At 65.4% G+C, this 19759-nt stretch carries 16 protein-coding genes; 7 read left to right on the forward strand and 9 right to left on the reverse strand.

All coding sequences use genetic code 11. From position 1 onward, the window contains the following. Positions 1-34: 34 nt before the first annotated feature. The 4 genes from J2848_RS23660 to J2848_RS23675 all read right to left on the reverse strand — a co-directional run bounded on the left by J2848_RS23660 (position 35) and on the right by J2848_RS23675 (position 6099). Positions 35-2080, reverse strand: coding sequence for an NADH:flavin oxidoreductase (locus J2848_RS23660; protein WP_149232825.1), 2046 nt, complete (start codon positions 2078-2080; stop codon positions 35-37). 163 nt (positions 2081-2243) lie between these two features. After that, entirely contained in the window at positions 2244-3398 is a 1155-nt protein-coding gene (locus J2848_RS23665) for a GlxA family transcriptional regulator (protein ID WP_149232826.1), read from the reverse strand. Positions 3399-3592: 194 nt separating this feature from the next. Then, positions 3593-4717 carry an FAD-binding oxidoreductase gene (locus J2848_RS23670; RefSeq protein ID WP_246193999.1) on the reverse strand — a complete coding sequence of 375 codons (1125 nt, stop codon included), beginning with the start codon at positions 4715-4717 and terminating at the stop codon, positions 3593-3595. A 101-nt stretch (positions 4718-4818) separates the two neighbouring features. Continuing rightward, positions 4819-6099 carry an aromatic ring-hydroxylating oxygenase subunit alpha gene (locus J2848_RS23675; protein WP_149232827.1) on the reverse strand — a complete coding sequence of 427 codons (1281 nt, stop codon included), beginning with the start codon at positions 6097-6099 and terminating at the stop codon, positions 4819-4821. Positions 6100-6826: 727 nt separating this feature from the next. On the opposite strand from J2848_RS23675, the gene J2848_RS23680 reads away from it, so the two are divergent. From J2848_RS23680 to fae, 3 genes are all read left to right on the forward strand, one after another. Then, positions 6827-7717, forward strand: a complete 891-nt coding sequence (locus J2848_RS23680; RefSeq protein ID WP_149232828.1) for a glycine betaine ABC transporter substrate-binding protein — start codon at positions 6827-6829, stop codon at positions 7715-7717. Positions 7718-7877: 160 nt separating this feature from the next. Further along, the gene (locus tag J2848_RS23685; protein WP_246194000.1) at positions 7878-9593 is read left to right on the forward strand and encodes a methyl-accepting chemotaxis protein; all 1716 of its coding nucleotides are present in this window, start codon (positions 7878-7880) and stop codon (positions 9591-9593) included. A 38-nt stretch (positions 9594-9631) separates the two neighbouring features. Next, on the forward strand, positions 9632-10165 hold the full coding sequence (gene fae, locus J2848_RS23690) for a formaldehyde-activating enzyme (protein WP_149232829.1): 534 nt from the start codon (positions 9632-9634) through the stop codon (positions 10163-10165). 136 nt (positions 10166-10301) lie between these two features. On the opposite strand, the gene J2848_RS23695 is transcribed toward fae, so the two are convergent. The 5 genes from J2848_RS23695 to J2848_RS23715 form a co-directional block, all read right to left on the reverse strand. Next, a complete protein-coding gene (locus J2848_RS23695) occupies positions 10302-11576 on the reverse strand; it encodes an MFS transporter (RefSeq protein WP_246194001.1) in 1275 nt (424 codons plus the stop codon). 71 nt (positions 11577-11647) lie between these two features. Continuing rightward, positions 11648-11824 carry a hypothetical protein gene (locus J2848_RS23700; RefSeq protein WP_170307118.1) on the reverse strand — a complete coding sequence of 59 codons (177 nt, stop codon included), beginning with the start codon at positions 11822-11824 and terminating at the stop codon, positions 11648-11650. A gap of 19 nt (positions 11825-11843) precedes the next feature. Continuing rightward, complete coding sequence (purU, locus tag J2848_RS23705; RefSeq protein WP_246194002.1) at positions 11844-12707, reverse strand: formyltetrahydrofolate deformylase; 864 nt, start codon at positions 12705-12707, stop codon at positions 11844-11846. A 28-nt stretch (positions 12708-12735) separates the two neighbouring features. Further along, positions 12736-13266, reverse strand: a complete 531-nt coding sequence (locus J2848_RS23710) for a YbaK/EbsC family protein (protein WP_149232830.1) — start codon at positions 13264-13266, stop codon at positions 12736-12738. 179 nt (positions 13267-13445) lie between these two features. Beyond that, positions 13446-14474: a GlxA family transcriptional regulator gene (locus J2848_RS23715; RefSeq protein ID WP_149232831.1), complete on the reverse strand. Its 1029-nt coding sequence runs from the start codon at positions 14472-14474 to the stop codon at positions 13446-13448. Between the two features lie 114 nt (positions 14475-14588). Between J2848_RS23715 and J2848_RS23720 the strand changes: the two genes are divergently transcribed. The 4 genes from J2848_RS23720 to J2848_RS23735 are packed head-to-tail and all read left to right on the forward strand — an operon-like array spanning position 14589 to position 19756. Beyond that, positions 14589-15842, forward strand: a complete 1254-nt coding sequence (locus J2848_RS23720; protein ID WP_149232832.1) for a sarcosine oxidase subunit beta family protein — start codon at positions 14589-14591, stop codon at positions 15840-15842. Between the two features lie 10 nt (positions 15843-15852). Then, positions 15853-16194 (forward strand): sarcosine oxidase subunit delta, encoded by a 342-nt coding sequence (locus tag J2848_RS23725; RefSeq protein WP_149232833.1) that lies wholly within the window; start codon positions 15853-15855, stop codon positions 16192-16194. Further along, positions 16191-19190 (forward strand): sarcosine oxidase subunit alpha, encoded by a 3000-nt coding sequence (locus J2848_RS23730; protein WP_149232834.1) that lies wholly within the window; start codon positions 16191-16193, stop codon positions 19188-19190. The genes J2848_RS23725 and J2848_RS23730 overlap by 4 nt, the downstream gene beginning before the upstream one ends. 11 nt (positions 19191-19201) lie before the next feature. Beyond that, positions 19202-19756, forward strand: coding sequence for a sarcosine oxidase subunit gamma (locus J2848_RS23735; protein WP_149232835.1), 555 nt, complete (start codon positions 19202-19204; stop codon positions 19754-19756). Positions 19757-19759: the final 3 nt, after the last annotated feature.

The raw sequence follows: 19759 nt of genomic DNA on the forward strand, positions 1-19759 counted from the left end.
GGACGGCTCCTGTCGCGTGGGCGGGGGCGAGGTGTCAGATGTCCTTGCAGAGACGGGCGGCGTCGTAGATGGCGGCGTGGATGTTGCGGCCGGCCACCGCATCGCCGATGCGATGCAGGGTGTAGCCGCCATGGCCGTTTGCCTGCACCGGCTGCGGCCGGCCGGCGATCAGGCTGTCGAGGTCGGTTTGGCCGCGGTTCAGCGACCGGTCCTTCAGATCGAAATAGAGGCCGTCGTTGGGCAGGGTGCCCAACTCCACCACGATCTGATCGACCAGCCGTTCCTCTTCCTCGTGGGTGTATTCGTTGCGCAGGACGGCGACGCGGCGGTTGCCCTCCGGGTAGATTTCCACGAGCTGGTGGTTGGTGGTCATCACCACATTCAGCTTGTACAGCTCGCGCAGGTGGATCGGCTGGTTGGTGGTGCCGACCTCCTCCGCGACCATGCGGTCGGGGGTGGCGATCTCCACCAGCGCGCCGCGCTTCGCCATGAATTCCGCGCAGGAGGCGCCGTGATGCTGGCCGGTACCGTCATACATCAGCACGGTTCCCGTCGGTTCGACCGCCCCGGTCAGGATGTCCCAGGTCGACACCGCCAGATCGGCGCCCTTGAAGTCGCCGCGGTTGGGGCGGCCGCCGGTGGCCAGGATCACCACGTCGGGGTTCTCGGCCTCGACGGCTGCGCGGTCGGCCTCCACCCCCATTCGGACATCGACGCCCAGCTTGGTGACCTGCTGGGACAGCCAGCGGGTGATGCCGCTCATCGCCTCGCGCCAGGTCGCCTTGGCGGCGATGTTGATCTGGCCGCCGGGGGCGGCGTTGCGTTCGAGGAGGACGACCGAATGGCCGCGTTCGGCGCAGACGCGGGCGGCTTCGAGGCCGCCGGGGCCACCGCCCACGACGACGACGCGGCGCTTGCGCTCCGCCTTCGGGATCACGTGCGGCATGCTGCGCTCACGGCCCGTCGCGGCGTTCTGGATGCACAGCGCGTCGCCGCCGACATAAATGCGGTCGATGCAATAGCCGGCGCCGACGCATTGACGCACATCGTCCAGCCGCCCTTCCATCAGCTTGCGCACAAGATGCGGGTCGGCGATGTGGGCGCGGGTCATGGCAACCATGTCGACATGCCCGTCCTCCACCGCGCGGGCGGCGGTGGCGAGGTCGGTCACGCGCTGGGCATGGAAGACGGGGATGCCGGCCTCGCGCTTGATTCCGCTGGCCAGATGCAGGAAGGGAGCGACCGGGAAGGACATGTTGGGCAGCGAGATGGCATGCGCCAGATGATCGCGCGCCTGTCCGCCCAGCACATTCACGAAGTCGATCAGCCCGCGTTCGGCATAGCTGCGGGCGATGGCGATGCAGTCCTCGTGGCTGAGGCCGTCGTCGATCAGCTCGTCGCCCGACATGCGCATGCCGATGACGTAATCGTCGCCGACCTCGGCGCGGATCGCCTCGAACACCTCGATGCCGAAGCGCATGCGGTTTTCCAGGCTCCCGCCATACTTGTCGGTGCGCCGGTTGGCCGAGGGGCTCCAGAACTGGTCGATCAGGTGGCCATGGGCGGCCGACAGCTCGAAGCCGTCAAGGCCGCCTTCCTTGCAACGGCGAGCGGCGGCGGCATAGCCGGCGATGATCCGCTTGAAGTCGAAATCCTCCATCTCCTTCGGCGTGTTGCGGTGCGCCGGCTCGCGGGCGGCCGAGGCCGAGACGGTGGGCAGCCAGTTCTCGGTGTCCCAGCGGGTGCGCCGGCCCATGTGGGTCAGCTGGATCATCAGCGCCGCACCGTGGCGGTGCACGCGGTCGGAGAATTCGCGGAAGAAGGGAATGACGCTGTCGTCGGCGACGGAAATCTGGTTCCACGGCGCCGCCGGGCTATCCACTGCGACGGAGGAGGAGCCGCCGAACATCGTCAGGCCGATGCCGCCTTTGGCCTTTTCCTCGTGGTAGAGCTGGTAGCGTTCCTTCGGCTTGCCTTCGGACCCGTAACCCGGCGCATGGCTCGTGCTCATCACGCGGTTACGGATCGTCAAATGCTTGATCTGCAGAGGCTTCAGAAGGGCTTCGGCGGGTGAGGACATGGCAGGAACGATCCCCAGTATTGAGCCTGCCAAGAATTCACCATCGGCGTCATTGATGCGTTGCCCCCCGCGACCGTGAATTACCTTTTTGCGACAGGGACGCAGCGGGAGGATGCCGATCGAACAAGTGCCTGAATTTTTTGAAAAATCGGGGGCGTGCCCGTCAGTCCACCTGTGCGGCGTCTTGCGCCCTCGGTTCCGGATCTTCGAAAAGGCGGCGGTCGGGGAGCAGGGAGTCGCCATTGGTGCGCCGGAAGGCGTCGAGAGGCGAAAAATGCGGATCGGCTTCGGCATCCGGCCCAGCGGTTCGGCGCACCTCCGATGGCGAAACGCCGAACAGCTCCCGGAACTGGCGGGAGAAATGGGCGCAGTCGGCGAAGCCGGCCTCGTTCGCGATGGCGGTGACCGAACGCTTTGTGTTGCGCAGCAGCCAATGGCCGTAGCGCAGGCGCAAGCTGCGGTAATAGGTGGCCGGGCTGGTGCCCACCGCCAGCCGGAACAGCCGTTCGAACTGCCGGGTGCTGACGTTCAGCCGGTGGACGATCTCCTCCACCGACAGCGGGTCGCTGATGTGCTGCTCCATCAGCAGCAGGGCGCGGCGGACGCGGTCGTTGGTGATCTCGACGACCGTCGGCGGCTGCGGTTGCGACTGGCTGGCGGGACGCGCCTTGTCGATCAGCAGGATGTGCATGGTTTTCTGGGCGGTGGCGCGGCCCAGATGGCGCTCGATCAGGAAGGCGGCCAGATCGGCCACGCCGGCGCCGCCCGAACAGGTGATGCGGTCGCGGTCGACCACGTAGAGCTGGTCGGCCACCGGCACCAGATCGGGAAATTCCTCGATGAAATCGCGGTGGTGGTACCAGCTGACGCAACAGCGGCGGTTCTTCATCAGGCCGATGCGGCTCAGCACGAAGCTGCCGGTACACACGCCGATCAGGGTCACGCCATAGGATGCCGCAGCGCGCAGATAGGCCAGCGATTCGTCGTCCAGTTGCGGGCCGCCATGCAACAGCCCGCCCACCACGACCACATAGTCGAAGCGGCGGGGATCGGTCAGCGGTTCCCAGCGGGCAACGCCGATGCCGCAGCTGGACATCACCGGTTCGGCCCGCGATCCCATGATGGTCCAGCGGCAGCGGATCTGCCGCGACCGGTCGCCCTCGTCGGCTGCCAGCCGCAGGGCGTCGATGAAGGGAGCGAGCGCCGTCAACGTGAAGTTGTTGGTCAGGATGAACCCGACCGACAAGAGCGCGCGTTCCTCCTGCCGTGGTGCGGGACCGCTACCGCCGAAACGGCGATATTCCACTGTCTTCCCCACCAGGGCATCCTCCCAGTCTGACGGCCCTATTCCGTCCTTCGGAATGCTAGATCGGATCGCGTAAAATCGGAATCGATTTGACGCGTGAATCCGATCGCCCACCATAAGGCCAAAGCGTCCTGCGTTTCATATCAAACGCAGGACGCTCTAGCGTCAGCGGCTTGCCCCCGGAAGACAATTCATCGGCGATGCTTCTAACGCTCTACCACCAGATCGCTGGTTGGCCGGCTGCAACAGAGCAGGATCAGCCCCTGGTCGATTTCGCGTTTGCGGATGCCACCGGTGTGGTTCATCTCCACCGTGCCTGAAATCAACTTCGTCTTGCAGGTTCCGCACAGTCCGCGCGAGCAGGATGTGGGAACCCGGATATCGGCGGCCGATGCGGCGTCCGCGAGCGCCATGTCCGGTGGGCATGTGAAGACCTTGCCGGTCTTGGCGAACTCGATACGGAATCCCTGTGAAGGGGACACGTCCGCGATCGGTGCGGGCGGGATCGGCATGGCCTGGGCCGTCGGCTCTCCGGCAGCCAGTTCGGCCGTCATCTCCTCGAAGTTGAAGCTTTCCTGATGGTAGCGGCCCATGTCAAAGCCGCCCCCCTCCAGGAAGGCGCGCACCGCCTTCATGAAGGGTCCGGGACCACAGACATAGACCTCCCGTTCCATGAAGTCCGGCGCAATCAGGCCTAGCATCGGCAGCGACAGCCGGCCGGTGAAGCCAGCCCAATGGGCCTCGGCGCCGATGCCTTCGCAGACATGGGCGACGCGCAGGCGGCGGCCGGGTCCGGTCAGCGCATCCAGTTCGCGGCGGAAAACGATGTCGGCCGGGGTCCGGGCCGCGTGTACGAAGACGACGTCGTGATCCTCGCCCAGATCATCGAAGGTCCGGGTCATCGACATCAGGGGTGTGACGCCGCTGCCGCCGGACAGGAACAGGAACTTCCGCGGGGCTTCGGCCTCGCCGGGCGTGAATTCGCCGAGCGGGCCGACCGCGCGGATCCTGTCGCCCGGCTTCAGGTTGTCGTGCAGCCAGTTCGACACCGGCCCGCCGGGCACGCGCTTGACGGTGATCGACAGGCGATGCGGCCGCGCGGCGGAGGAGGAGACGGTGTAGCTGCGATGAATGGTTTCGCCGCCGATGGGCAGTTCCAGCGTGATGAACTGGCCCGGCTTGAACCGGAACAGGCAGGGGCTCGTTGGTGCGAAGACGAAGGTCTTCACGTCGTGCGTTTCGTCCCGCACCGCCCGGCATACCAGCGTATCGTCGGTTTCCGGATCCCAGTCCCGGACCGGAGGCGGACCCGCATCCTGCTGCATCGTCATCTCTCTCACCCCTGAGCCCTAGCAAACGAGCCCTGAACAAGCGGGCTGTGAACAGGCAGCGTGTCCCGGCTCACTTGAGACCGGGACACGCTTACGCCGCCTCACTCGGCGGCGACGCCCACCGCGGCCTGCTTGCCCAGCAGATGCTCGGACATGCGGCCGACGTACCATTCCGTGAACTTCTCCACGAGCGGCTCGGTGTAGGGCGAATAGGGACCCGGCTCGTAGGCGGGGCTTTGGGCGCCGTTATGCGAGATCTCGACCAGATCGGCATCCTGCTGGTTGGTCGCCTCCCACACCTCCGTCAGGCGGTTCAGGTCGTAATCGACGCCCTCGACGGCGTCCTTGTGGACCAGCCAGCGGGTGCGCAGCAGGTTGCGGTCGGGACCGAGCGGGAACACCGAGAAGGTGACGATGTGGTCGCTCATGAAGTGGTTCCAGGAATTCGGCTGGGTCCAGAAGGACAAAGCCCCCAGCTTGCGCTCGGTGATCGAGCCCAGCAGCTTCTGGGAGGCGCTGCGGGTGTCCTTGGTGTGGGCCTCGCCGGCGCCGTCCAACGGCAGGCGCTCGGCGCGGAAGCCGGTGGTGTCGGTCAGATGTTCGACCTCGCGGCTGGGGAAACCCGCCGCTTCCCAGCCGGTATGGCAGGATTTCACCAGCGCATCGTATTTGGCGGCATGTTCCATCCGCTTCGGGTTGGTGCCGTCGGGGGCGAAACCGAAGCCGTATTCGAACAGCGGGATGGTCAGTTCCGGATGGTTGCTGACGCAGTGGTAGCATTCACGATTGTTCTCCATCGTGAGCTTCCAGTTGCCCTTCTCGATCAGGTCGACGGTCTTGGCGATCTTGCAGTTCTTCAGATCGTGCGGAAGGATGTAGGGCTCGATGACCGCAGCCATCTGGTCGATGTCGTCCGGAGCCTCCTCCGCCAGGCAGATGAAGATCAGGCCGCCGACCGACCGGATGTGGACCTTCTTCAGGTTCCGGCACTTGCGGTCGAAATCGTTGCCCATATGCTCGGCGAACAGAAGCTCGCCGTCCTGACCATAGGTCCACTGGTGATAGCTGCACACCAGATTGCCGACGGAGGTCTTCTCCTTGAGAATGATGCGCGCGCCGCGATGGCGGCAGACATTGTGAAAGGCGCGCAGTTCCATGTCGTCGTCGCGCATGACGATGACAGAGGTCTTGCCGATATCGACCACCATCACGTCACCCGGTTCCGGGACATCCGGTTCCACACCCACATGCAGCCAGTGGCGGCCGAAAATGATTTCCATGTCCAGCTTGAAGATCTCGTCGCTGGTGTAGAACGGCGCCTCCAGGCTGTACCCCTTCTTTCGGCGCTTCAGCAGGGCTTCAATGGAAATCTCGGACGCCATGACGGTTGACCTTCTGCGGGAGTGGGGCCGTGTGTTCGTGGAACCTCTTCAACCTTGACTAGGCTGTGCTTTTTTCGATTCCACGACACCCAGCCTGCCGTCGGCCGCGGGACGTCGCGTTCTGGATTGCGACATCAACTTTAAAAAGGCCGACAGGCCATGCTGTCTTTTTGCGCAAGGTTGGGCTTCGGCAATGGTCGGTTTGCGACAGGAGGCAATCATTCAAGAGTGACGGACGCTTTACTCAATCGGAAGATGGTCGGTCGACGGCGTCCTGCAATTCAAAGAGAGCCGCTGGACCTCCATAATGTCTCACCCCTCAGGAGACTGCGGCTCCGTTTCCCTATTTCTATGGAAGATTTCAAAACATCCGTCTGTCAATCGAACAGCATTCGCCGGTGGAGCGGGTGTGTACCGGGTTGTCGCAAATGCGATACGAAATGCCGCTGTGATGAAGGTTTTCTGCTTTCAAGGCCTGCATCCTTGTCCAATCAGCACTGATGCCAATAAAGGTCCGCATCGTTTGGCAGCAGCGTTCCGGTCAATTCCGGAAGGTGGTCGGCCATCCGTTCCACGGACGCGGGTCTGTCAGCCAATCGCGTTCACCGGCAAGGCAGAGGTGACTTTCCGGACCGCGCGCACGCGTCTGCGTTCAACTGTCGGCACGGCGGACCGGCAACTCCAAACAAACGAGCCCAAACAAATAAACATACGAGGAGGCTTCTTGATGAAAATCTTCGGTAAAGCCTTGGGCATGCTGCTGTCGGCGGCCATGACGGTCGGTCTGGGGACCGGTGTGGTGGCCACCTCGGCGCAAGCCGCCGAGAAGTCGATCAACATCGGCTGGACCGCCTGGTCGGACGCCGAGGCGGTGACCAAACTGGCCAAAGCCGTGATCGAGGAGCGGTTCGGCTACAAGGTCGAGCTGACCATGGCCGACATCGGCATCCAGTATCAAGGCATCGCCAGCGGAAAGCTGGACGCCATGCTGATGTCGTGGCAGCCGCTGACCCACAAGCCCTATCTCGACAAGGTCGGCAAGGACATCGTCGATCTCGGCCCGCTCTATACCCGCGCCCGCCTGGGCTGGGTGGTGCCGGACTACATCCCCGTCGATCAGGTCAAAACCATCGAGGATCTGAAGAAGCCGGAGGTGCAGAAGCAGCTGGGTGGCAAGATTCAGGGCATCGATCCGGGATCGGGGCTGATGCAGGCGTCGGAAAAGGCGCTGAAGACCTATGATCTGAAGGGGATGCAGCTGGTATCGGCCAGCGATGCCGCGATGCTCGCCGCTCTGGAGCGCGCCATGAAGCGCAACGAGTGGATCGTCGTGACGAGCTGGAGCCCGCACTGGATGTTCGCCAACTGGAAGCTGCGCTACCTGGAGGATCCGAAGGGCGCGCTGGGCGGTCTGGAGAGCGTGAACGCCATCGTCCGCAAGGGCTTCTATCAGGATCACCCGGAAATCTTCGAGTTCCTGAACCGGATGGTTCTGCCGATTGGCGATCTGGAGGCGATGATGCAGGAAGCCCGCCAGACCAGCTATGAGAAGGCGGTCGACAACTACATCAAGAACAACAAGGCCCGGATCGACTACTGGGTCACCGGCAAGCTCTGACCTGCTGCCGTGCCACCGCCGCAATGGCGGTGGCCGCGCCCCCTTTCCCGCGCCGTTTCCAGCATTGCTCAAGGAGGCGGTCCGTTCAAAGCGCAGCAGCGTGACGGACGGCCGTCTCCAGCCATTCCCGCTTTCAGTCCTTCCATGATCGGGATCGCCCATGAACTCGTCAGCTCACCTACAGGGCACCGTGCCGGCCACCACCGCGATGTTGTCGGCTGAAGGACTGTGCAAGGTCTATGGCGGCAGCGCCGCCCGGGCCATGGCCATGCTGCGCGCCGGCATCGACCACGCCGACATCGGACGGGAAACCGGCGCGACGGTGGCGGTTGCCGACGTTTCGTTCGATCTGGCGGCCGGCGAGGTCCTCGCTGTGCTGGGGCGGTTGAATTCCGGCAAGTCCACCCTGATCCGCATGGTGAACCGTCTGGTCGAGCCGACGTCGGGCACGGTGTTCCTGAATGGGCGCGATATGGCGGCGATGAAGCCGGCCGAACTGATCACCGCCCGTCGCGAGACGATGTCGATGGCGTTCGGCGCGGTGGCGCTGATGCCGAACCGCACTGTTCTGGAAAATGTTGCCTTCGGGCTTGAGGTTGCGGGCTTGCGGCGGCGCGAGCGCCAGGAACGCGCCCTGGCCCTGCTGACGCGCATGGGGCTGGCCCATTTCGCCGCCCGGCGCCCGCATGAAATTCCGTCCGAAGTGCGCCTGCGGATCGGTCTGGCGCGGTCTCTCATCGGCGATCCGTCACTGCTGCTGATGGATGTTCCGTTCGCCGGGGTCGATCCTGTCCTGCGGTTGGAACTGGAGGCGGAACTCCTCGACTGGCAGCGGGCGCATGGCGCGGCCATGCTTCTCACCACGCAGGACCCGGACGAGGCGATGCGGCTTGCGGACCGGATCGCCGTCATGGAAGCCGGACGCATCACCCAGATCGGCACTCTGGACGAAATCCTGGAGACGCCGACGAACGACCATGTTCGGACCACCTTCCAGGACATTGCGGCGCGACGGCGCGAGCGCCTGCGCTCCGCCCATCTGGAGAAGCTGATTTCCCATTTCGAACGGACGGCGATGGAGGGGCTGGACACGGTGGAATCGTCGGCGGGTGCGCTCGACGGCACCGCGCGCCAGCTGACCGGCATCATCGACCGCACCAACGAACAGGCGGGCGAGACCGTCGTGGCGGCGGAGCAGATCGCGAGCAATGTCCAGTCCGTCGCCGCCCTGGCCGACGACACCTTCCGCTCGCTGGAGGACATCCGCCTTCGCATCGACGATTCCGCCCGCATCGCCTCGTCGGCGGTGGAGCAGGCCCGCAAGGCCGACCAGTCGGTGCATAGTCTGCGGAAGTCGGCCGAGGATATCGGCAACGTCGTCCGCATCATCGACGAAATCACCGGACAGACCAATCTGCTGGCTCTGAATGCCACCATCGAGGCGGCGCGCGCCGGCGAGGCCGGCAAGGGCTTTGCGGTGGTGGCGCAGGAGGTGCGTCAGCTCGCCAGCCAGACCGCCAAGGCGACGCAGGACGTCTCGCTGCGGATCCAGGCGATGCAGGATGCGACCGGCAACGCCGCCCAGTCCCTCCAGAGCATCACCGCGGTGATCGAGGAGATCAGCACCATCTCGCTGGCGATTGCCCGGTCGATGGAGGCGCAGGCCGCCGCATCGGCCACCATTCACACCAGCATAGACCAGGCGGCATCTGGGGTGGGCGTGGTCGCGCGCAATGCCCGGCATGTCACCGGTGGTGCCCGCGATACCGAAAGCGCGACACGGCACGTGTTGACCGCCGCTGCGGATCTGGCCGGCCAGACCGAACGGCTGCGCCGCAGCATCGAACAGTTGCTGGACGGCATCCGCACCGGATGACCGGCAACACCACCCTTTTTCAAGAAAGCAACGATCCCATGAGCAATCCGCTGTTCCGTGTCGGCGAAGCCACCGTCTTCGCCAAGGAAGGCCAGTTCACCGACGCGATGCCCGAGATCGTGATCGGCACCGTTGATGGTCCGGCCGGCCATGCGTTCGCCACCATGATGGGGCAGACCGCCGGCCATACCCGCATGTTCGCGGTGCGGGACTGCAACCAGATGGTTCGTCCGGCCACCATGATGGTGTCCAAGGTGACGATGAAGTCCAGCGCCTATGTCGACCTGTTCGGCGGCGTCGTCCAGGCTGCCACCGCCGACGCGGTGCTGGATTGCGTCATCGACGGCGTTCTGCCGCGCGACGGGATCAATGACCTGTGCATTCTGGTGATGGTCTGGATCGATCCCCGCTGCCCCACCGATCCAAACCTCGATCGCGCCGATCTCTATCGCACCAATTACGAAGCGACCAAGATCGCCATCGGGCGTGCGATGCGCAACGAACCCACCCTCGACGAACTGATCGAGAACCGGCACAAGGTCCGGCACTTCATGCTCGATCCGCAGGAGTGACGCATCGGCGCAACGCAGCAAGCCGATGCTGCTCTGGGTAAGTCGTATCTTTCCCTGTAACCGAACAGAAGAAGAGCCCGCCTCCAATCAGGAGCGCGGGCTCTTTGCTGTCGAGATCTTCGTTGCCGATAGGTTTTTATGACCTGGAGGATTCTGTTCCGGGAGCCGCCTCTCCGATGTCGCTCCCGAGAGTCTCTCCACTGGCCTGCACGCCATCCAGAGGCCCCGCAATCGGCGCCTGGGGCAGGAAGGGGAGGCGCTGGTCTATGGGAACGGGGGGGCGGACCGTCATGCGCCAGAGTGCGAACGCCAGGGCCGTCGCGGCCACCAGGGCGGAAAACAGGAACAATCCATCCTGTTCGAACACTGCCATCACCAGGGAGGCCAGGAAGGGGCCGGCGATGGCACCCATCGAGAAGCCCAGAACCATGCCGCCGCTCGCCGGCACCATCTCGGCAGGCGTCAGAAAGTCGTTGGTGTGCGAGACGCAGATCGGATAGATCGCGAAGATGATGCCGCCGAACAGGGCGATGCCGGCCAGCAGCGGCGCAAATCCGCTCAGCGTCAGCATCGTCATGCCGATGCTGATGACGGTCAGGGCAGCGAACAGGCCAACCAGAACCAGCCGACGGTCGAACAGATCCGACAGCTTGCCGAAGGGCCATTGGAGGATCATGCCGCCGACGATGGCGGCGCTGACGAAAGTCGCCGACTGGCCCAGATCATAACCCAGATGCCGGATATAGACCGGACCCAGCCCATAGAAGGCGCCGACCACCAGCCCGCTGATCACCGTCCCGGCGAACCCCAGAGGACTTGCGCGATAAAGGTGTCCGATGCGGACGGGCTCCAGCTTCTGAAGCAGGGGCGGGGCCTTGCGGCTCAGCGCGACCGGCAGAAGAGCCAGGGAAACCAGGATCGACACCAGGACGAACTGCCTGAAGCCATGCGGATCGTTGATGACCATCAGATACTGGCCGGCCCCTTGCGCGCCATAGAGGGCGATCATGTAGAGGGCCAGGATCTGCCCGCGCGTGGCGGATGTAGCGCTCTGGTTCAGCCAGCTTTCGATGCAGACGAACAAGCCGGCCATGCAGCAGCCCTCAACGAGGCGAAGGGCGATCCAGGCCGCAGGGTCGGAGCCCAGCGTGTGTCCCAGGGTCGCCGCGACCATGACGGTCGCGGAGGCGCTGAAGGCGCGGATGTGGCCGACCTGCCCGACGAGCCGGTAGGCCTGCGTCGATCCGATCGTCACCCCCAGGTAATAGGCGGCGGTCAGGGCGCCGAGCAGGATGGGCGAGGCGCCAGCGGCATCGAGGCGGACACTGACGATGGTCGTCAGCGCGCCCGTACCGCCCATCATCAGGAACACTGCGAGGAGGAGCGGGACGATCGGTTGGATGAGGGACATCGCTTGATCCGCCGGAGGGGAAACGCCCACATGTCGGGGCCGACATTCCCGATCGGGCGGGAACGGCGTCCTTATAGCCGGGTGTCGCCGTTCTGGACACTGGCAAGGAACGCCTCGACCGTGGCGAGTGCCATGCGTTCATCCTCGATGACGACATGGCGGCGCAGTTCCTGCACCGCCGCGGCGAGGCCGCCCGACGCGAAGGCACGGCGGACCGCCTGGGTGGCGTTTTCGTCGATGAGTTGCAAGATCGCTGAACTCCTTTTGTTACCGCAGGACGATCGCCCGATGGTCGTGGACCATGACGCGCGCCTCGATGTGCAGCCGGATGGCGCGTGCCAGGACGACGCTTTCGACGTCGCGGCCGATGGCGACCAGATCATCGGGCGACATGGAGTGATCGACGCGCGCCACCTCCTGTTCGATGATCGGGCCTTCGTCGAGATCGTCGGTGACGTAGTGGGCCGTGGCGCCGATCAGCTTCACGCCGCGGGTGTAGGCCTGATGATAGGGCTTGGCGCCCTTGAAGCTGGGCAGGAAGCTGTGGTGGATGTTGATGACCCGCCCGGCCATCCGCGTGCAGAGGTCCTGCGAGAGCACCTGCATGTAGCGGGCGAGCACGACGAGTTCGACGTCGTTCGTCTCCACGATCTCCATCAGGCGGATTTCCTGCTCCAGCTTGTTGCTGGGCGAAACCGGAAGATGGTGATAGGCAATGCCGTGCGATTCGACCTGAGACCTGAAGGCATCGTGGTTGGAAACGACGCCGACGATGTCGATAGGCAGCGCCCCGATGCTGTGGCGGTACAGAAGATCGTTCAGGCAATGGCCGAACTTCGAAACCATGATGAGGATCTTCGGCCGCCGCCGGGCGTCCCGCAGAGTCAGGGTCATCGCGAAGCGGTCCACGATGGGTTGCAGGTCTTCGAGGAGAACGGCTTCGCTCCGGATCGAGTCCGGCGCGTCGAAGGCCATCCGCAGGAAGAAATGCTTGCCATCATGGTCGACGAACTGCGCGCTTTCCATGATGTCGCAGTCGCGGTCCGACAGGTAGGTCGAGATGGCGGAGATGATCCCGGGCCGGCTCCGGCAGCTGACGGTCATGTAGAACGGGTTGTAATTGGGGCGCATCACGGGTCTCGCGCGGAAGAATTGGCGGTCAGGCGAGGTCGACGATCGTCGGCTCATAACCGAGCCGGTTGAGGAAGGCCGACAGGTCATCGGGGTGCATCGAGAGCGTTGCGCGGTTCGTCATCGGGTGGAAATTGACGACGTCGCCGGCAAGGACACGGCGTTCCAGCACCAGACGGACGCGGCGCTCCTTGTCCGCCACCAGGGCCAGCGGGCTGACCCCGCCCGGCTCGATCGACAGAACCTGTTCCAGCGTGACTGGCGAGGCGAAGGACAGCTTGGCCGAGCCGATGACCGGCGCCAGTTCCTTCATGTTCACCGACTGGTCATGTGGCAGCACCACCAGCCACAGCACGCCCTTGGCATCCTTCAGAAGCAGGTTCTTGGTGTGCACGCCGGGAACGCTGCGCCAGTGCTCCTCGGCATCGGCGACGGTGCGCACCGGCGGATGGGCGTGCAGACGCATCGGTGTCGACGCCAGGGCGAGTTCCCGGCACAGTTCTTCGGGAATGCCGGTTTCACGCCAGTGCATCTGCATGGTGTCGTTGTCGTCGAGCATGTTCGCCATCCTTGTCTGTCCGGCAAGCCGCGGAAGGCGGGTTGCCGCGATGCTGGTCAGGGGCACGATGGATGCTCCGTGCTCCCGACTGTTTCGTTGGACACAGCATGGCGAAAGGATCCACCCGCCGATTGTACGGGTGCGTCACCGGCGTTGAATGGAACGGCCGTGGCGGAGTCTCAGCCCTTGCGGAAGACGGAGGGTGTCATGCCGCGTCGTTCCTTGAAGGCGCGGACGAAGTGCGACGAATCGCAGAAGCCGACGGCGGCGGCGACTTCCGTCACCGACTGCTCGGTGTTGCGCAGCAGGAATTCGGCATGCTCCAGCCGCATGATCCGGTAGGCCTCGCTCGGCGTCATGCCCAGCGCGTTCTGGAAATGGCGTTCCATCTGGCGCCGGGCGGCACCCAGGCGACGGGCCATCTCCGCTACCGATAAGGGGACGTCGATGTTCTGCTGCATCAGCAGCAGCGCCTTCCGCACCACCTCGTCGTTGGTGGAGAAATCCAGCGGGATGCCCGGCTGCGGTTTCTCCCCGCGCAGCGCATCGTCGATGATCATGATGTGCAGGCTCTTGCGCGCCTGGGCGCGCCCGACATGCTTTTCGACGAGATAGGCGGCGAGATGGGCCGAACTGGTCCCGCCCGAGCAGGTCAGCCGGTCGCGGTCAACGATGAAGATCTGGTCGGACACCGGCGTGATGCCGTCGAACTGCTCCAGGAAATCGGCATGGTGGAACCAGCTGATGCAGCAGCGATAGCCGTCCATCAGCCCAGCCCGCTGAAGGATGAAGGCACCGGTGCAGACCCCCACCAGCGGGATCTTCGATGCGGCCGCCTGACGCAGGTAGCGGATGTAGTCGGGGCTGAGGTTGGAGATCTCGTCGATCAGCCCGCCGATCACGACGATGTAGTCGAACTTTGCCGGGTCGCTCAGCCGCTCGGTCGGCTGGACCAGCATGCCGCAGCTCGACGCCACCGGGCGCATCTGGTCCGACAGCACCGCCCAATCGCACAGGATCGGCCGGCTGCGGTCGCCTTCGTCGGCGGCGAGCCGCAGCACGTCGACGAAGTTGGCGAAGGCGCACAGCGTGAAGCGATGGGCGAGAATGAAGCCGACCGACAGGCGTGGTGCCGCGGGGCGGTTTGGGAACCGGCCCGGTCCGATGGCGTTGGCCCTGGCATTGCCGGCCCCGATGCTGTTCGTCATGTGACCTCCGTCGGACGCACCGTCGCACAGGTGACATTAAACTGACGCATCCATTCTGTCCAATGGTGGGTCGCTTCCCGATACTGTCAGCACATTGAACTTCGCGGTGCTGCCATGACCCGCTTCTCATTTTCCTCGCTGTTGACCAACGCGCTGACCGGCAACAAGAACTGGCAGCCTCAATGGCCCGATGCGGAACCGAAATCCGAATATGACGTCGTGATCGTCGGTGCGGGCGGGCATGGTCTGGGTGCGGCCTATTATCTCGCCAAGGAACACGGCATCACCAACGTCGCGGTGGTGGAGAAGGGGTGGCTCGGCGGCGGCAATACCGGCCGCAACACCACCATCATCCGCTCCAACTACCTGTACGATGAGAGCGCCCGGCTCTACGAGCATGCGGTGAAGCTGTGGGAAGGGCTGAGCCAGGAGCTGAACTACAACGTCATGTTCTCGCAGCGCGGCGTGATGATGCTGGCGCACACGGTCCATGACATCCAGAGCTTCAAGCGCCACATCCACTCCAACCGCCTGAATGGCATCGACAACGAGTGGCTGACGCCGGAGCAGGCCAAGGAATATTGCCCGCCGCTGAACATCGCCGCCAACGCCCGCTATCCGGTGATGGGTGCCGCGTTGCAGCGGCGCGGCGGTACCGCCCGCCACGATGCGGTGGCCTGGGGCTATGCGCGGGCCGCCTCGGCGCGCGGGGTCGACATCATCCAGAACTGCCCGGTGACCGCCATCCGCCGCGACGCCTCCGGCCACGTCACCGGCGTGGAGACGGCGCGCGGCTTCATCAAGGCGAAGAAGGTCGCGGTGTCGGCCGCCGGTAACACCTCGGTGGTGATGGACACCGCTGGAGTCCGGCTGCCGCTGGAAAGCTATCCGTTGCAGGCACTGGTGTCGGAACCGGTGAAGCCGGTGTTCCCCTGCGTGGTGATGTCCAACACCGTGCATGCCTATATCAGCCAGTCCGACAAGGGCGAGCTGGTGATCGGATCCGGCACCGACCAGTACACCTCCTACAGCCAGCGCGGCGGCCTGCCGCTGATCGAGCACACCGTCGCCGCCATCTGCGAGGTGTTTCCGATCTTCAACCGCATGCGCATGCTGCGCAAATGGGGCGGCATCGTCGACGTCACGCCCGACCGCTCGCCGATCATCGGCAAGACGCCGGTGCCGGGGCTGTACGTCAATTGTGGCTGGGGGACCGGCGGCTTCAAGGCGACGCCGGGGTCGGCCAACGTCTTCGCCCACACCATCGCCCGCGACGAGCCGCACCCGATCAACGCGCCCTTCACGCTGGAGCGCTTCAAGACCGGCCGGCTGATCGACGAGGCCGCCGCCGCCGCCGTCGCGCATTGAGGAGACGACCATGCTGCTCATCCGCTGCCCCTATTGCGAAGCAGAGCGCCCCGAGGTGGAGTTCACCTATGCCGGCGAGGCGCACATCGCGCGACCGGCGGACCCCTCCGCCCTGTCCGACGAGGAATGGCGCGACTTCCTCTTTATCCGCACCAACCCGCGCGGCCGGCATTTCGAGCGCTGGCGCCACATGCACGGCTGCGGCCGCTTCTTCAACGCGGTGCGCGACACCGTGACCGACAAGTTCGCCATGACCTACAAGGCGGGGACTCCGCGTCCGAGCGACGAGGAGATCGCGCTCGCGGTCAGCGCCTCCAGCGCCGCCACCCCTGCCGAGGAAGCACGTCCATGAGCAATTTCCGCATTGCCGGCAAGGGCAGGGTCAACCGCAGCCGTCAGGTCCGCTTCAGCTTCGACGGCGTCGACTATACCGGTTGCGAGGGCGACACCCTGGCCTCCGCGCTCCTGGCGAACGGCGTCCATCTCGTCGGACGGTCCTTCAAGTACCACCGGCCGCGCGGCATCCTGTCCGCCGGGTCGGAAGAGCCGAACGCGCTGGTCGGCAGCAACCGCGGCAACGGGCGGTTCGAGCCGAACACCCGGGCGACGGTGCTGGAGGTCTTCGAAGGGCTGAAGACCGAGAGCCAGAACCGCTGGCCGTCGCTGACCCGTGACATCGGCGCGGTGAACGACGCGCTGTACATGCTGTTCTCGGCCGGCTTCTACTACAAGACCTTCATGTGGCCGAAGAGCTTCTGGGACAAGGTCTATGAGCCGGTGATCCGCAACGCCGCCGGCCTCGGCAAGGCGCCGACCGCGCCCGATCCCGATGTCTACGCCAGCCGTTTCGCCCATTGCGACGTGCTGGTGGTCGGTGGCGGTGCCGCCGGTCTGGCCGCCGCGCTGGAAGCCGGGCGCAGCGGCGCCTCGGTCATCCTGTGCGACGAGCAGTCGGAAATCGGCGGCTCACTGCTGTCGGAGCCGACGGCCGAGATCAACGGGCAACTGGCTTGGGACTGGCTGGAGGACACCAACGCCGCGCTGGCGGCGATGCCGAACGTCACGGTGCTGCCGCGCACGACGGCGATCGGCTATTACCACCAGAATTTCGTCGGCCTCTGCCAGCGCCTGACCGACCATCTGAGCATCGTGCCGGACGGCGCTCCGCGCGAGCGGATGTGGAAGGTCCGGGCGAAGCAGGTGGTGCTGGCCCAGGGCGCCATCGAGAAGCCGCTGGTGTTCGCCGGCAACGACCGGCCGGGCGTGATGCTGGCCGGGGCCGCGCGCACCTATCTGAACCGCTACGGCGTCAAGGTCGGCAACCGGGTCGTCATCGTCACCAGCCATGACAGCGCCTGGCACGCCGCCTTCGATCTGGCCAAGGCGGGGGTGGAGGTCGCGGCCATCGTCGATGTCCGCGGGACTGTCCCGACCCAATTGGTGGCAGCGGCCGATGCGCTCCGCATCAAAACGCTGATCGGCTGGACCATCACCGGGACCAAGGGCCGGCTCCGCGTCTCCTCGGTGCGCGTGAACCCGGTCACCACTGGAGGCAAGGTCGGCGGCGCCGAGACCATCGCCTGCGACGCCCTGCTGATGTCGGGCGGCTGGACCCCCAGCATCCACCTGTTCTCGCACACCCAGGGGTCGCTGACCTGGAACGAGGACGGCCAGATGTTCCTGCCCGGCCGCGGCAAGGAAGAGTGCCGTCTGGCCGGCGCTGGCAAGGGCCGTTTCGGGCTGAAGGCCGCCTTCGAGGACGGTGCCGCCGCCGGTGCCGCCGCCGCGGCGGATGCCGGCTTCACCGCCCAGCCGGCCTCCTACCATGTGGAAGGCGAGCTTTCCTTCACCGGGGTGACCGGTCGGGAACTGCCGACCGACCGCGATCCGGGCCATGCCAAGGCGTTCGTCGATTTCCAGAACGACGTGATGGCCAAGGACATCCGGCTGGCGGTGCGCGAAGGCTTCAAGTCGATCGAGCACATCAAGCGCTACACCACCAACGGCATGGCGACCGACCAGGGCAAGACGTCCAACATCAACGGTCTGGCCGTGGCGTCCGATGCGCTGAAGCGGCCGATCCCCGCGGTGGGCCTGACCACCTTCCGCCCGCCCTACACCCCGACCAGCTTCGGCACCTTTGCCGGCTATAACAAGGGTGAACTGTTCGAGGTGACCCGCAAGACGCCGATCGACGGCTGGGCGGCGGAGAACGGCGCGGTGTTCGAGCCGGTGTCGCTGTGGCGCCGCGCCTGGTACTTCCCGCAGGTCGGCGAGGACATGCACGCGGCGGTGGCGCGCGAATGCAAGGCGGTGCGGTCGTCGCTCGGCATGTTTGACGCCTCCACCCTCGGCAAGATCGAGATCGTCGGTCCCGACGCCGCCGAGTTCATGAACCGTATGTACACCAACGCCTGGACCAAGCTGGCCCCCGGCCGCTGCCGCTACGGCCTGCTGCTGGGCGAGGACGGCTTCATCCGCGACGACGGCGTGATCGGGCGTCTGTCCCATGACCGCTTCCACGTCACCACCACCACCGGCGGTGCCGCCCGCGTGCTGAACATGATGGAGGATTACCTCCAGACCGAATGGCCGGACCTGAAAGTCTGGCTGACCTCGACCACCGAGCAATGGTCGGTGATCGCGCTGCAAGGTCCGAACGCCCGCAAGCTGATCGAACCCTTCGTCGAGGGCATCGACCTGTCGGAAGGCGCCTTCCCGCACATGGCGGTGGCGACCGGGAAAATCTTCGGTGTGCCGACCCGGCTTTTCCGCGTGTCCTTCACCGGCGAACTCGGCTTCGAGATCAACGTGCCGGCCCGCTACGGCCGTGCGGTGTGGGAAAAGCTGTTCGAGGCCGGCCAGCGCTTCGGCATCACCCCCTACGGCACCGAGACGATGCACGTCCTGCGTGCCGAGAAGGGCTACATCATCGTCGGCCAGGACACGGATGGCACGCTGACGCCGGACGACGCCGGCCTGTCCTGGGCCGTCGGCAAGACCAAGCCGGACTTCGTCGGCAAGCGGTCCCTGTCCCGTCCGGACATGCTGGTGCCGAACCGCAAGCAGCTGGTCGGCCTGCTGACCAGCGATCCGAAGACGGTGCTGGAGGAGGGGGCGCAGATCGTCCTCGACCCGAACCAGCCGGTGCCGATGGACATGGTCGGCCATGTGACCTCGTCCTACTGGAGTGCCGAGCTGGGGCGGTCCATCGCCCTGGCGGTGATCCAGGGCGGCCGGTCGCTTCAGGGCCAGACCGTACATGTCCCGATGCCGGACAAGGTCCATGCCGCAACGATCACCGGCATGGTGTTCGTCGATCCCGAGAACACGCGTCTCAGCGCATAGGAGGCTCACCCGTGCTTCTGGCCAATCACCCGTTGCTGGGCAAGACCATCCCCGGCGACACCGCAAGCCGGCTGAGCATCCGTGCCGCCGAGGATGTCGCCCGCTTCAGCCTGCGGATCGATCCCGCCGCCGCGCAGTCGGCCGGGGCCGCCTTCGGCACACCGCTCCCCACCCGCATCGGCAGGCTGGTGGAGGCAGGCGGCCGGATGGCGCTGCAACTCGGCCCCGACGAGTGGGTGCTGACGGCGCCGGTCGCCGAGAGCGACGGCATCGCCGACGCCTTCGCCGCTCTCCAGGAGCCGCACAGCCTGGTCGACATCGGCCATCGCGAGGTCGGCATCCTGGTGGAGGGGGAGGCCGCGGCGCTCGCCCTGCGCGCGGCAATCGCCTTCGATGTCGACGCGATGGCGGTCGGCACCGGCTGCCGCACCCTCTTCGACAAGGCGCAGATCGTCCTGATCCGCGAGGACAAGAACCGCTTCCGGATCGAGGTCTGGCGCTCCTTCGCCGACCATGTCTGGGGAATCCTGCACGCCGTTAGCCGCGAAATCGCGCTCGGCCTCTGATCG

Origin of the sequence: Azospirillum lipoferum (genome assembly GCF_024170005.1) — a bacterium.
In the GTDB taxonomy this organism is placed as follows: domain Bacteria; phylum Pseudomonadota; class Alphaproteobacteria; order Azospirillales; family Azospirillaceae; genus Azospirillum; species Azospirillum lipoferum.